This window comes from Pedobacter frigidisoli, from assembly GCF_004331675.1.
Classification (GTDB): Bacteria; Bacteroidota; Bacteroidia; order Sphingobacteriales; family Sphingobacteriaceae; genus Pedobacter; species Pedobacter frigidisoli.
Map to the genome: position 1 here is coordinate 144861 of NZ_SJSN01000012.1, position 14925 is coordinate 159785.

Sequence of the window (14925 nt, forward strand, 5' to 3'; positions counted from 1 at the left end):
ACATGAAAAAATATCTTATATTGATGGCCATTGCAGTAATATTTCTCTCCGCTTGTGAGAAAGTCGTCGAGCTGGACCTGGGCGAGGAAAGCGGAAAGCTGGTCATCGAGGCAAACCTCAGCAATACGCCGGGCCAACAGGTGATAAGGATAAGTGAGAATGTACCCTTCACCAATACCAATAATTATCCACCCGTTTCAGGCGCTCAGGTTTCGATAACCGATCAAAATGGCACACGTTATGGTTTTACCGAGGGGTCTTCAGGTACCTACTTGGTAAATAACACATCGGGCAGCCCTGGCAGCATCTATACCATGCATGTACTGCTAAATGGCAAAGCCTATACCGCAACATCCAAGATGCCCGAAACGGTATCCTTAGATTCTATCTCTTTTAAGAAAGGTAATTTCGGAGATGACGGATCTCGGCAGATCACCGTTCATTATACCGATCCCAAAGGTTTGGCTAACCAATACCGTTTTGTGATGTTTGTCAACGATGAACAGGTAAAGGCCATCCTGGTGAACAATGATGACTTTACAGACGGAAACAAAATTACGCAGGAGCTGCGACAGGAGGACATCGATATCAATATTGGTGACAGGGTACGTATCGAGATGCAGTGTATCGACAAACCGGTGTATACTTATTTCTCTACGCTAAGGAACCAAAGTTCTGATGGGCCAGGCGGTAGCGTTACGCCCTCAGATCCGCCTACAAATATCAGTCCGGTTACGCTAGGGTATTTTAGTGCCTACACCACCTCAACAAAAACCATTACCGTTAAGTAAACAGCGGCCACCCTCGGGCTGACAATCCGATAGCAGTTTTTTAGCATAGCGATTATATGGCACATTTGTTAATTTTACAGAATGGAACAGAATAAAACAGACAGTGTAAATAACAGTAACGACCGTATCCTACAGTTTATTATCCATAAAAGGTTTCGTATCCACCGGCATCTGGCATTCATCTTACTGTTGATTACGCTGCTGCTGAACGCAAAAGATGCACTTACCGAACCCGCTAATACCTATATTAAAATCGTTGCTTTTTTTGTTCTATTGGCGCTTTTTTATTTAAACATGTATTACCTTATTCCCAGGTTTATATTCAGGGAACGCTATTTTGCCTTTGGGTTGTGGGTTGTCGGTTTATTGGCACTCATCATGCTCATTGTTTTTATTGCGCGCCATTACCTTGAACATTTTGGAATTGATGCCGTCCAAAGGCCATCCAGTGGTCCGAAAGTGATCGCGATCTCCGTATCATTTTGCACCACCATCGCTGCAATTGTCGCAGTGAAACTTTTTCAGCGTTCCATTGTGATGTCGCAAAGGCTCAATGCACTCGAAACAGCTACCATGCAATCTGAACTCGAACAGTTAAAAAACCAGATCAATCCCCATTTCCTGTTTAATACCCTACATAACGTTAATGTATTAACGCAAACCGATCCCGCCAAAGCTTCCCAGATCCTGATTAGGCTGAGCGATCTGCTACATTATCAGCTTTACGATAGTACGATGAGCGAAGTACTGCTCACTGCCGATATCCGCTTTATCGAAGATTTTCTAAATCTCGAAAAGATAAGGCGCGATGTATTTGATTTTGACATTACCTTAAGGGGCGATCTGAGCGGAGTACTGGTGCCACCACTATTATTTATCACTTTTGTTGAGAATGCCGTTAAGCATAACCTCGATGCCGTCAACTCATCCTATGTATATATCTCCTTTGCGCTCAAGGAAAACGTACTTTGTTTCAACTGCCTCAACTCTAAACCTGCAACAGCACCGATCTTGAACAAAAAAGGCGGTTTGGGCCTGGTGAATGTGAAGCGGAGAATGGAGCTGCTCTTTGCTAACCGCCACTATTTGTACATTGATGATAAAAAGGATCAGTTTAACGTTGAATTAAAACTAAACATATGAATTGTATTGTAGTCGATGATGAACCATTGGCACGCGGCGCCATCCAGCTTTACCTAAGGGCCAACCCGGATCTGCAGCTATTGAAAAGCTTCGGGAGTGCGGATGTTGCCGCAGAATTTTTGAGAACCAACGAAGTCGACCTGATATTCCTGGATATCCGTATGCCCGGCCTCAACGGCATCGATTTTTCGAAGACTGTTCCTAAGAACACGTTGATTATTTTTACCACGGCATATGCAGAATACGCACTTGATGGATTTGAGGTAGAAGCTATCGATTATCTGCTCAAACCATTTAACCAGGAACGCTTTAATAAGGCCATTCACAAAGCTTTTGATTATAGCGCCCTGCTTAAATCAGCCGACCGGAACCATACGGTAGAGAGTACTTTTGATGACTATTTCTTCGTAAAAGCCGACCGTAAGTTTGTTAAGCTTTATTTTAAGGATATCTTATTCATAGAAGGACTGAAGGATTACGTTGTACTGAATACATCAGGCGACCGCATCATTACCGCCATGAACATTAAAACAATACACGACCAGTTACCGCAGGAGAACTTCATCCGGATCAGTAAATCAAATATCATCAATATCCAGCAGGTGGACTCTTTCAATACCCATGTGGTATTCATCGGGGATAACGAAGTACCGATAGGCAATGCTTATCGGACATACTTTTTTGAAGAATTTGTAGCCAAGAAAACAATAGGCAGGCAATCCTAGGCACCTATCATCCATCGGTACCTTTTACCTGAAAGGACAGGAATATAAGGATAAATTTACCGCAACTGCAAGGTGCACCATGCGATTTGGCATGGGACTGATTACTACGAGACAGGACAATTTGAGTCAATTTTTCCCTACTCTTTTGGCCCTCCCGGCGTATAATATTATCTTTATCGGTGCCTCTATCTCGATAGGTGCTCACAATTTCGGCATTTTTATACACTAACTCTGTTTTTTTTGTTTTAGCTAGCTAAAAACCTGGATAGAGGGCTAACCTTTCCACACATCTTAAAATTTTCACCACCTGACTTACCAGAAGTACTGGAAGTGGGGATCATCCCATCTAATTAAGCGTATATTTTACGGAGCAAGATTGTATTATACGGGAATCTCTATCTGTAAAGCGGATTCAAACATTCCTTTTTGGGCGCTCGCCCCCCCTGGCAGATGCAAAAGATAAAAACCCAGTCTGGTAACATATTAATTACCCTAAAGATCGTTTGAAAAAGGGTTTGTATTTTTATGCCAAACATAAATATATCCATGAGGGCCCCTACTAAATCGATTTTGCTATTCTTTTTGACTGCAGCACTTTATACAAATAGCGCCGCACAAAATTATTCTATAAAGGGCATTGTGATCGATACCACTGGGCAGTCACTTCCTGGCGCTGTAGTCAGAATTAAATCAGGTAATGATAGTTCCGCTGTTTCTACAAATCCCGATGGTACCTTTCTATTTAGCAAATTTAAATCCAGCCAGTTTACCTTATCTGCCGCGTTTATAGGATACGATGTATATATTAAAGCGTATGTCATTAACAACGGTACGTCCATCAACATTACGGATATCAAACTGAAGCCCTCATCCAACACCCTTGACGGAGTAGTAATCTCAGGTACTCCGCCGGTAAGGGTTACCCAGGATACCGTGAGTTTTAATGCAAAGGCTTTCCCTGTACGCGAGGGAGATGCTGTAGATGAAATGCTAAAGAAATTGCCTGGCATTAAGGCGGATAAAGATGGCAATGTAACCAGTCAGGGCTCTCCTGTGACTAAGATACGGGTCAATGGTAAGGATTTTTTTGGAACTGATGTGGCCACGGCAATTAAAAATCTTCCGGCAGATATTATTAAAAACCTACAGTTTGTTGATGATTACGGCGACCAGGCAAAGCTAACAGGCATTAAGACGGGCGAACCTGAAAAAATACTTAATCTAACCATAGAGGAGGATAAAAAGAAAGGCTATTTTGCAAGGGCCTCTGCAGGTGTTGGCAATTCTGATAGATATAATGCCAATTTAAGAGGTAACAGCATGAAAGGTGAACAGCAAATTTCCTTTGACGGAACATTAGCCAATGCCAATATGCGTGGAGGTGGTGGTGATGGTATTACGACTAGAAATGCTGCAGGATTGAATTACAAAAATGAGTTCAATTCAAAATTATCAGCCGATGCCGGTTACAATTTTACTAATGATAAAAATAACACCATTAGTTCTACCTACACCCTGAATATTCTGCAAGATTCAGCTCAAAATCCAATAAACCGATTTGAAGATGCCCGTGGTAATAATAATGCCGACAATTATAACCACTGGTTTGGAGGCAATCTGGAATATAAGATCGACACCATGAATTACCTGAAGATCTCGCCAAATTTTTCTTATAATACCGGCAGCGGAAACAATACGGGAGGTTCTTTGACTACCCAGGATAATTTATTGACCCGTCGAGACAGCAGGAACTCCGACAATTCGAGCAATTTTAATGGAAGAATAAATATGTTCTACAACCATAAATTCTCAAAAAAAGGACGCAATCTTAGCGCATGGGGCAATATTAATTATGCTAACGGTGAAAATAATAGAGATGTATATAATAAATACCTAAATACGAATGCCAGTGTGGTTGATTCTCTAATTCAAAACCAATTGAATAATCAGAACAATCGTAGTCTCAACCTCAATGTTGGCGCTTCTTACATGGAGCCGCTTTGGGCAAAAATCTTTCTGGAAGTAAATTACAGCTGGAACCGGTCTTCAACAAATAGCTCGAAGGATACCTATGATGGAGTTGGGGGCAGCCAGTTATTCAATCCTGACTTGAGTAACATTTATGATTATCAATTTATTACCAACAAAGCTGGACTTAATTATAGATACATTGGTGAAAAACTGAACTACACACTTGGGGTAAGTGCACAACCTGTATTATTAAAAGGGCAAAACCTAGGCAATAATGTAGAAACAACTAGCCGTTCTTTTAATCTAATCCCTTCTGGAAGATTTTCCTATAAATTTTCATATCAGCAATCCTTGGATGTTAATTACTGGGGCAGAAACAATCAACCGGGATTTCAGCAGTTACAACCCATCTCTGATAATTCAAACCTCCAGAACATCATTACAGGAAATCCAGATCTAAAGCCTGAGTTTGTTCACAGCTTCAGTGCGCATTATAAGCAGGCAGATTGGAGCGCCGGAAAAGTTCTCTTAGCCAACTTTAAATATGAAAGCACAAATGACAGAATTGTAACGATTAAACGACGCGTACCCGGCACTGTCAATCAGCTAACTACCTATACAAATACAGATGGCTTTTACACTATGCAAGGCGATTATAATATCAGCAAACCACTTTCGCCTGAACGAAAGTATACGATTGGCTACTCTGGTTCGGGACAGCTTAACAATAATATTTCCTTTACAGATGATAACAGAATTGATGCAAAAAACGTGTCATGGCGTCAGGAACTGGAATTTAGAGTAGATCTTAAGGATATCGTAAATTTCGAGATCGAAACATCATACTCTCAAAATTCGACTCATTACTCAAGCGCAACATTTACAGATCGTCGTTCCAATCGCTTTGAGTACGGAATTGAAGGTCGGAATTACTTTTTTAAGGACCTTACTATAGGTTATGATTTTACCAAACAAGTCAATTCAGGCTTTGATAATGGGATTACACGTAACCCAACCTTATTGCGCTTATCGATGGAATATAAGTTTATGAAAAAAAATATGGCCGCCCTTCGAATTGAAGGTTTCGACCTTTTCGATCAAAACTCCGGCATTTCAAGAGATGTATTTGACAATGTGATTGTAGATAGACAGGTGAACCGTTTGGGCAGGTATTTCATGCTGTCCTTAATCTACAGGGTTCAAAAGTTCGGGGGCTCATAAATAGTCAATTATATTTTTGTACCACTATCCGAAAGCTTTTATGCTGTCACTTAGCACTATTGAACACTACCGTTCTTAACCAAGGCCTCGATATTTGGCGGCGGACCTGGCCACTGGGCGAAAATCGCAGCAACTAACGACTTGGGATTTTGCGGGAACTCTTCCTAAGCTTAACTTTCGTCTTGAAACACAAAGTTCTAATACAGTCCATCTGAAAGGTGTACTAAACATTTGGATACAGGTAAGAGTACCAATTATAAGGCAAGTTGAAATAAATACATATCTTAGATTTTAACTTCCCTTAATGATTGACCATCGAACATATACTGATCTTGAGTTATTGGTCCTGATTAAAGCAGGGGATCAAGTTGCATTCACTGAGATTTACGACCGATATTGGAGAATATTGTATGCACACATCTATAAAATGTTGAGGGATGAGGATGGGGCCAAAGATATCATGCAGGACGTCTTTAGCAAAATATGGGCAGATGCAGCAAAACTCTCCGAACCAGTCAATTTCGCTGGTTACCTTTATACCATTGCACGCAATAAAGTACTCAATACGATTCGCCAGCAAAAATTCCAGAACGATTATTTGGAATCATTAGCGGCTTATGCTAATGACATAAGCGAGACAACTCTTCATTATTTGGATGAGCGCGACCTCGCTGCCGCAATTGAACGGGAAATATTTGCGCTACCTCCACGAATGCGTCAGGTTTTTGAGATGAGCAGGAAGGAAAATATGTCCTACAAAGAGATAGGGCAACGTTTGGGAACCTCAGAACAAACTGTAAAAAAGCAGGTGGGAAAATCCTTAAAGATAATTCGCAATAACTTGAAAGTTTCAGGCGGCGCAGCACTATTGCTATTAGTCATTCTGCGCTAAAGGCAGCCGTATTAGCAAATTATTAAATTCATGTTATTTTTTTTACATGCGGATACCCCCCCGCATAGTTTCATGTGTCTATAATTAAATGTCCGGGGAATGAAGAAACATGAAGCAGCCAGCTTAATTGAAAAATACCTAGCCAATACCGCTACGCCGAACGAGCGCACGCTTGTTGATAATTGGTATATGAGTCTGGCCGATAGCAAATCACTTACGGATGAGGAAGATTTTGAATATCTTGCCCAGGAACTTTGGGCAGGAACACTCGAACGAACGGGCATAACCCATTATAAAAGGCGTTTCAGGTTTTGGCCTCAATTGGCCGCTGCCTGCCTACTGCTGGGTGCCTTTGTCTTTTACTATACCTTGTTCGATAATCCTGTTATGCAACCTACTCTTTCGGGGCTCACCCACGAGATAGCGCCTGGGTCTTCGAAAGCCCTGTTGATGTTAGCAGATGGCCGAAAAATTTCCCTGACCGATTCAATAAATGGGATATTGGCAAGCCAGCTTAATACTCAGGTTGAGAAATCAAAGAAAGGTTCAATCTCCTACAAAAATTCACAGGCGAGCAAAGCCCCGCTGGTTTATAATATATTATCGACCCCTCGTGCCGCGAAGTTCGAGATTGTGCTGGCAGATGGCACTAAGGCAACGCTTGATGCGGCATCGTCGATTAGGTATCCAGTATCGTTTAACACGAATGAACGTAAGGTCGAGATCACCGGGCAGGTTTATTTTGAGGTAGCCCACAATAAACGAAAACCCTTTATTGTAGTCACCAAAGGTCAATATATTGAAGTTCTGGGTACACATTTTAACGTAAACAGTTACGATGGTGAACCTGCACTAAGAACGACCTTGTTTGAAGGCAGTGTAAAGATTACGCTTGGGAAAAAATCGGTATTTCTTAAACCAGGACAGGAAGCACTTGCTAAACAGTCCGGTGAGATTAATATCGAAAACGCCGATACGGAGGAAGCTGCAGCCTGGAAAAATGGATATTTTCGATTTAACAATGAAAACATCGTAACCATCATGCGCAGTATCTCACGATGGTATGATATAGATGTGATTTATCAGGGCGAAATGTCCGGAGAAGAATATAATGGAACAATTTCCAGGTATAAAAATATCAGTCAGGTATTGAAAATGCTTGAATATTCAAATTCAGTTCATTTTAAGGTTGAAGGAAGGAGGGTGACCGTATCGAAGTAAGTTAACTACTTGATGTGTTATAAAAAAGGCAGGGTTCGACTGCAATCGAATCCCCGACCTTTGATAGCACCAATTGAAAATAATTAAAAAATTACTAACTAAACCGCTAACGCCGCCCTCTTGACAGATCATGGCGTATAGCACAATGCTAAACAAATGTACGAAACTTACCCCGAAATTTTTTTACGGCTGGCATGCCGTAGGCACAAAATTCTTTTGATAATGAAGCTTACCACGCTCTTACTTATTATGGTTATTATGCAGGTGAACGCCAATTCATTTGCACAGAAGATCACTTTAAAGGAAAAAAACTCATCCTTGGAAAATGTATTTCAAGAGATCAGAAATCAAACCGGTTTTGATTTTATGGTAACTAAAAGCGTTCTGGAAAACGCGAGGCCTGTCAACATTAATGTTACAGATGCGGACCTTATCGATGTTTTAAATAAACTATTCAAGAATCAGTCGCTCGAATATGAGATAAGTGATAACTCCGTCTTGATCAGAAAGCGAGAAGTTAGAGCCCCCAACAGGGGGATTATAGGTGCGTTTTTTATTGATGTTAGGGGGAGGATTGTGGATGAGCAAAACGTAGCGATTCCCAGTGCAACCATAAGGGTTAAAGGTAGTAACCGGGCAACCATTGCCAATAGCAACGGTAACTTCACGCTAATAGAGCTCGACCCTAGAGCGGTATTGGTTATTTCAGCAATCGGTTATCAGACGAGAGAGGTAGCGGTGATCCCCTTAATTGGAACTATAAAAATGAGTATAACGACATCCAAACTGGATGAGGTTCAGGTTATAGCTTATGGCACCACAACACAGCGAACAAGTGTCGGCTCAATCTCCAAGGTAACCAGCGAGGAGATAGCCTCACAGTCGGTATCTAATCCCTTATTAGCCCTACAAGGTCGTGTAGCCGGCCTACTTGTCACAAGCAACAGTGGTATTCCCGGCTCTGCCGTCAATATCCAAATACGTGGGCAAAATACGATAGGCTCATCAGCTGTTCCCGTTAACCAAATCCCAAGGGATAACCCCCTTTTCATAATTGATGGAATCCCGTTCGCCCCACAAAATGCTTCTGTTAACCGAATTCAAGGGGTAAACGATACAGGTATACCCGGCAATGGACTAAGCCCTTTTAATAGTATCGATCCGTCAAATATTGAAAGCATAGAAGTTTTGAAGGATGCTGATGCAACTTCAATTTACGGTGCCCGGGGTGCAAATGGAGTTATCCTAATCACTACCAAACAGGGCGTTGCCGGTAAAACTAAATTTACAGGAGCCATCTATGCTGGGGTGAATACACTTTCAAGAGTTATGCCACTTTTAAATACATCACAATACTTGGATATGCGCAGAGAGGCATACAGTAACGATGGTGTAACGCCGACCGTAAATCCAGGTACAAGTTACGCGCCCGACCTACTCATCTTTGATACGAACCGATATACCGATTACTTGAAAGCGTTTTATGGAAAGAATTCAAGCGTCCAAAACGGCAACCTGGCATTATCAGGTGGAGATGCGCGTAATACTTTCAATATCAATGTGGGTTATAATCGGCAAACGTATATGTTTCCCGGCGATTTCACTGATAACAAGATAAACGGCAACATTAAACTGCGTCACACATCCATCAACAAAAAATTTGTTGTTGATCTCTCGACAGGATATAGCTACGACAAAAATAATGTGCCAGGATCGGCTTCGATATTAAGCGCATTTACCCTGCCTCCCAACTTCCCGGACCTTGTAAACCCCGACGGCTCACTAAAATGGGACTATAAGGGTATCAATTTTAACACATACAATAATAACGTAAGTGGCTCCAACGCAATGGCCTATCTAAAAAGATCTGATCTTGTGAACCAGTATAACTTCCTCTCGAGTATGCTGATCAGCTATGAAATACTCCCCGGTTTAAAAATTAAGTCGTTGTTAGGTTACAATACCTTTACAGCGAACGAATTTTCAACGTATCCCGTTTCTGCGCAAAACCCAAGCTCATTTGTGCTTTCATCGGTTGCCAACAAGAGTATAAACAACTTTTACACATGGGATGTGGAGCCGCAAATAAGCTACGACAGACAAATAGGTAAAGGTAAACTCAACTTGCTGGTTGGTGGTACACTCCAAAAAACGAACAATAACTATATAGGTATAACGGGTACCGGTTTTTCCAACGATTTATTATTGGGCTCAATATCATCGGCAAAAACAATCTCGATATCCGACGGGGACAAGCCTTACAAATACAACGCGGGCTTCGGCCGCGTCAATTATATTTACGATGATAAATATATCGTAGACCTTACCGGAAGATTTGATGGCTCCAGCAGGTTCGCTCCCGGTAAGCAATGGGGAAATTTTGGATCTATGGCTGCTGGCTGGATATTTTCTAATGAAAAATTATTCAAGGACGCGTTACCCTTTGTAAGTTTTGGTAAATTTAGGGCGAGTTATGGAACTACGGGAAACGATAACGTAGGGAGCTCGTTATACACCTCCAATTGGTCGGCTTTAGGAACCACTTATCTATATAATGGTGGTGTAGGTTACCTGCCGAAAAACCTGGAAAATCCCAATTTCAGTTGGAGTACGACGCGCAAACTCGAAACTGCCCTGGATTTGGGATTTTTGAACGACCGGATTATAGTGAGCGCAGCATGGTTCCGTAATCGTAGCTCTGATCAGCTCATTCAGTACCAGCTTCCCTCTCAGGCTGGATTCGACAGGGTAACCGAAAATTTTCAGGCTGTTGTCCAGAATAAAGGATGGGAATTCGTAGTATCGGGAAATGTACTTAAACCAGGAAAGTTCGATTGGAAAACTGCCTTTAACCTAACCGTTCCGGAAAATAAGTTGTTGTCCTTTCCGGGCTTAGAGACATCCTCCTACAGCAACTATCTGGCGATCGGGCAGCCTATGAGCGTAGCAAAGGGCTATAAATATGTTGGTGTAAACCCAACTACGGGTATTTACGAGTTTCTAACAGCAAAGGGAGACGTTACCTCAGCACCATCCCCTTCCAACGGTGATAACAAATTTATAATCGGAAATACTGAACCAGATTTTTATGGTGGCTGGAGAAATACATTGGCATATAAGGGAGTACAATTTGATATTTTCTTTGAATTCAGAAAACAGCAGGGAAAGAGCTATATGTCCTCATTTACGAGCGCGATAGGTAACCAGTTCAACGTGCCGCTTGATGCCTTAAATGTTTGGAGGAACCCTGGAGACCAGGCCGAGTACCAGCGCCTGACTTCGCAAACGACTTCAGCGGCAAGTAACGCATTTACGTTTTACCGTTCCTCTGATGGTGTATATACCGATGCTTCCTACATCAGGCTGAAAACAGTGGGCCTTACTTATGCCTTAAGGGATGCATGGATACAAAAGCTAGGCATGAGTACATGCCGCCTCTATGTAAATGCGCAAAACCTGTTAACCATAACCAACTACAAGGGAAATGACCCCGAGACGCAGAGTTATTACAATGTTCCGCCAATAAGAACGGTGGCATTTGGATTGAATTTTGGCCTTTAATTTTACAACAATGAAAAATAAATCAAGATACCTACTCGCACTTAACTTTTGCGCAATGTTTATGCTTACGTTGAACTCCTGTCGCAAATTCATAGAAATACCTCCCCCTGCAAATTCAATAGTTACAGATCAGATATTTGCCGACAGCGCAAACGCCACAGCGGCGATTAATGGCATCTATATTAATATGATGAACGCTGCCGGCACGACTGGAATAGCCAATAGCCTGGTAAACACGACCTCGGCACTGTCGGCCGACGAGATGGGCCTAACTACCAATCTTGTTGCCTCTCAGGAACTCCTTACTAATGTCATAAACCCAACGAACAGTACAGTAACAACGCTATGGAACAGTGCCTACACTTTTATTTACCAGGCAAACGCTTGTATCGAGGGCGTTGACAACAGTACAACGTTGGGAATCACTGTAGGGAACAGAATAACTGGGGAGGCGAAATTTATAAGAGCATTCCTGAACTTTTACATGGTCAACCTATACGGAGCAGTTCCTTTGGTACTGACCACTGATTACAAGATTAATGGTTCGCTGCCAAGGGTAAGTGTTGAAGTTATCTATAAGCAAATTGATAATGACCTGAAAGATGCCCAAGCTCTGTTAGCCAATGATACAGAACCTTATAATAAATTACGCGTTAACCGTTTTGCCGTGGCAGCATTTATGGCTAGGGTACAGCTTTATGAGCAACAATGGGCAGCGGCTGAGGCCTCGGCTACTATGGTTATCAACGCCTCCTATAAAATTGAGCCGACGCTCAATAATGTATTCTTAGTTGGCAATCAAGAAGAGATTTGGCAAATGAGCCCGCCCGCACCGGGAGACGAAACCACCGAAGGACAACTGTTTATTCCCTCTTCGGCAACCAGTGTTCCAGCATATATTATCACCACTACGCTGCTCAACGCCTTTGAAGCAAATGATCTTCGCAAAACACAATGGATTACCAGCGCTACTATAGGAACGAATAAATACTTTTATCCCTATAAATACAAGTTACGCCGCGATAATCTTACAGTCCCTAAGGAAGGCTATTCTATGCTAAGACTTGCCGAACAATATTTAATAAGGGCGGAAGCCAGAGCTCAGCAAAATAACTTAAGCGGCGCCGTAAGTGATATCAATGTGATCCGTAAACGTGCTGGCCTACCTAATATAGCAGTCAGCAACCAGGCCAATGTCCTGACAGCAATACAACATGAACGTCAAACTGAACTGTTTTGCGAATGGGGCCATCGCTGGTTGGATCTCAAAAGAACCAAAACTATCAATACAGTTTTAACCACAAATAAACCCGGGTGGAAACCAGCAGCATCCTTATTTCCAGTACCGTATACACAACTTCAACTGAACCCCTTTTTGAATCAAAACCCTGGCTATTAAGCCCAGGCTAATTCTAATATAAACATGAGGAAATTCATAAAAATAAGATATCTGCTGACCATATTAATTTGCGTAGTTGTTTTCAGCCAAGATGTACTATCGCAAACGCAACGACCATTCAAATTCTTTCCTGCGGTTGTAAAACAGGGCGGCGATGTAACAACCCTCTATAAGCCTTTAGGCACCGTAGGCAAAGTTACGGGGGTGGTTTATTTATTTAAAGACTATAAGTGGGAGGGTCATGACCTCCCACTTGTCAAGACCGATACTGGATATGTATCAAACTATCACATTCCCGAGGGAACTGCACTGATGTCCTATCGTTTCTGGATCGGTGACAGTGTTGATGTTGGCGAACGCGTTCCTTTTGCTTTTATGGTCCATGAAAAAGATGGAAAAAAGATGGCACCGGGAGCGAATACGGCATGGGGACTGCTCAGGTTTAAGAATTTTGAATCTAAGATGATGCCCCTAGTTTCCAAAGAATCAGAAATAGAACCCAGGACGCTGGTACAGCTCTGGATCGGTAAAGATTTTGATAACATTCAGATCAGGAGGCATGTCTTTTTTGATATGGCACGTTCTATTAAAGCGTATATCAAAATTGCGAAAGCGGATACCGGTCTAAGGCAAGCTGGCGATGCTATACTCAAATTACCAGATGTTAATGAAAGAGAAATGATAGGTGTCGAAAAAGCTTACGGGCGCATTTTGCACAAACCGTTGTTGGCTGATTCGGTAAAAAAGCTCATATTGACACAATATCCTAACGGCCTACGTAGCCGTCTTCTAGAGATAGACAGTATTTACCTCGATAGAAACCAGGAACATAAAGCACAAATGTTGGAAGCTTTCATGAAGCGTTACCCACCATCGGACTACCCTTTTGATGACTATATTAATCCGGCTATCGGGGACCCTTCTTTCTTTATTAACGTTTACAATGGCGTGGCGACCTATTTGTTTTTTCAAAAGCGATTTGATCAATTGAAAAAGCTGATCACTGAAGGGCCTTACCGAACAGTGGGATACGACTATGCGCATTTTGTCGACTTTCCGTTCAGAGGCACAAACTCTCCTATCACAATCGATCAACAGCTAGATTTATCGAAATTTTTGATGAGGGACCTGATGAGGCGCGCTGTATCGAATGATTCGCAGACTAGTGGCAGAGGTTATTTCTCAGAAGTGGAATGGAATCGAATTGTGGTGCAGGATAACCGATGGTCCATCGCTTTTCATGCAAATCTGCTGTATAAAAACGGAAGCTTTACCGAAGCACTCAAATATGCAAATATGGTAAAAGACTATTTAGGCTACAGTGATATCACATTCAACAGCTTATACATCCAATTGCTTGACCATGATCATAGAGAAGCCGAAGCAAGGTACTTTATGGAAGAGGCAATTAAAGCAAATAAGGTTCATCCTGACATAATTACATTGTTAAAAACCTATTATACCAAGGAGCATAAGAGTGATAAGGATTTTGACAAATACTATGCATCGCTCTCTTCTGGCAGGAAAACGGAGGAAGTGCTTGCAAAGCTTAAGAATTCTATGATCAAATTACCTGCCGGGGCCTTCAAACTCAAGAACATGGAGGGGAAGGTAATAGACCTGGAAAAACTTAGGGGGAAGATTGTGGTGCTGGATTTTTGGGCAAGTTGGTGTTATCCCTGTAGACAGGCGATGCCCGGTATGCAAACTTTGGTAAAGAAATATCAACCAGACAGCACGGTAGAGTTTTATTTCGTTGCAACGCTTGAGTATTCTCCGAACTATAAAAAGCTGACTACCGATTTTATTGCAGATCAGAAATATGACTTCGATGTTTTGTATGACGAAACCGATCCAAAAACGGGCAAGATGGGCCTGGTGTTCAATGGCTATGCCAGGCAGTTACAGATGAACGGTATCCCTCAAAAGGTGATCATTGATCAGAATGGCTATGTGAGATGGGTCTATGGGGGATTTGACGGCGACCTGGTTAGGATGGTC

9 protein-coding genes are annotated in these 14925 nt (G+C 42.0%); all 9 read left to right on the forward strand.

Features of this window, described 5'->3' with window-relative positions:
* The first annotated feature begins 2 nt into the window (after nt 1-2).
* Complete coding sequence (locus EZ449_RS15850) at nt 3-791, forward strand: DUF4249 domain-containing protein (protein WP_131560589.1); 789 nt, start codon at nt 3-5, stop codon at nt 789-791.
* Between the two features lie 81 nt (nt 792-872).
* Nucleotides 873-1934 carry a sensor histidine kinase gene (locus tag EZ449_RS15855; RefSeq protein WP_131560591.1) on the forward strand — a complete coding sequence of 354 codons (1062 nt, stop codon included), beginning with the start codon at nt 873-875 and terminating at the stop codon, nt 1932-1934.
* A complete protein-coding gene (locus EZ449_RS15860) occupies nt 1931-2659 on the forward strand; it encodes a LytR/AlgR family response regulator transcription factor (protein ID WP_131560593.1) in 729 nt (242 codons plus the stop codon). Before EZ449_RS15855 ends, EZ449_RS15860 begins: the two co-directional genes overlap by 4 nt.
* A gap of 546 nt (nt 2660-3205) precedes the next feature.
* Nucleotides 3206-5851 carry an outer membrane beta-barrel protein gene (locus EZ449_RS15865; RefSeq protein ID WP_165499787.1) on the forward strand — a complete coding sequence of 882 codons (2646 nt, stop codon included), beginning with the start codon at nt 3206-3208 and terminating at the stop codon, nt 5849-5851.
* Nucleotides 5852-6155: 304 nt separating this feature from the next.
* A complete protein-coding gene (locus EZ449_RS15870) occupies nt 6156-6743 on the forward strand; it encodes an RNA polymerase sigma factor (protein WP_131560597.1) in 588 nt (195 codons plus the stop codon).
* A 99-nt stretch (nt 6744-6842) separates the two neighbouring features.
* Nucleotides 6843-7964, forward strand: a complete 1122-nt coding sequence (locus EZ449_RS15875) for a FecR family protein (protein ID WP_131560599.1) — start codon at nt 6843-6845, stop codon at nt 7962-7964.
* Between the two features lie 222 nt (nt 7965-8186).
* On the forward strand, nt 8187-11525 hold the full coding sequence (locus EZ449_RS15880) for a SusC/RagA family TonB-linked outer membrane protein (protein WP_165499788.1): 3339 nt from the start codon (nt 8187-8189) through the stop codon (nt 11523-11525).
* Between the two features lie 10 nt (nt 11526-11535).
* On the forward strand, nt 11536-12924 hold the full coding sequence (locus EZ449_RS15885; protein WP_131560603.1) for a RagB/SusD family nutrient uptake outer membrane protein: 1389 nt from the start codon (nt 11536-11538) through the stop codon (nt 12922-12924).
* 24 nt (nt 12925-12948) lie between these two features.
* Nucleotides 12949-14925: TlpA family protein disulfide reductase (locus tag EZ449_RS15890; RefSeq protein WP_131560605.1), on the forward strand; the 1977-nt coding region annotated here is incomplete at its 3' end.

What these genes read in the sequence shown, in the direction of transcription:
- EZ449_RS15850 (WP_131560589.1), top strand. Translation starts at nt 3, where the DNA reads ATGAAAAAATATCTTATATTGATGGCCATTGCAGTAATATTTCTCTCC.
- EZ449_RS15855 (WP_131560591.1), top strand. Translation starts at nt 873, where the DNA reads ATGGAACAGAATAAAACAGACAGTGTAAATAACAGTAACGACCGTATC.
- EZ449_RS15860 (WP_131560593.1), top strand. Translation starts at nt 1,931, where the DNA reads ATGAATTGTATTGTAGTCGATGATGAACCATTGGCACGCGGCGCCATC.
- EZ449_RS15865 (WP_165499787.1), top strand. Translation starts at nt 3,206, where the DNA reads ATGAGGGCCCCTACTAAATCGATTTTGCTATTCTTTTTGACTGCAGCA.
- EZ449_RS15870 (WP_131560597.1), top strand. Translation starts at nt 6,156, where the DNA reads ATGATTGACCATCGAACATATACTGATCTTGAGTTATTGGTCCTGATT.
- EZ449_RS15875 (WP_131560599.1), top strand. Translation starts at nt 6,843, where the DNA reads ATGAAGAAACATGAAGCAGCCAGCTTAATTGAAAAATACCTAGCCAAT.
- EZ449_RS15880 (WP_165499788.1), top strand. Translation starts at nt 8,187, where the DNA reads ATGAAGCTTACCACGCTCTTACTTATTATGGTTATTATGCAGGTGAAC.
- EZ449_RS15885 (WP_131560603.1), top strand. Translation starts at nt 11,536, where the DNA reads ATGAAAAATAAATCAAGATACCTACTCGCACTTAACTTTTGCGCAATG.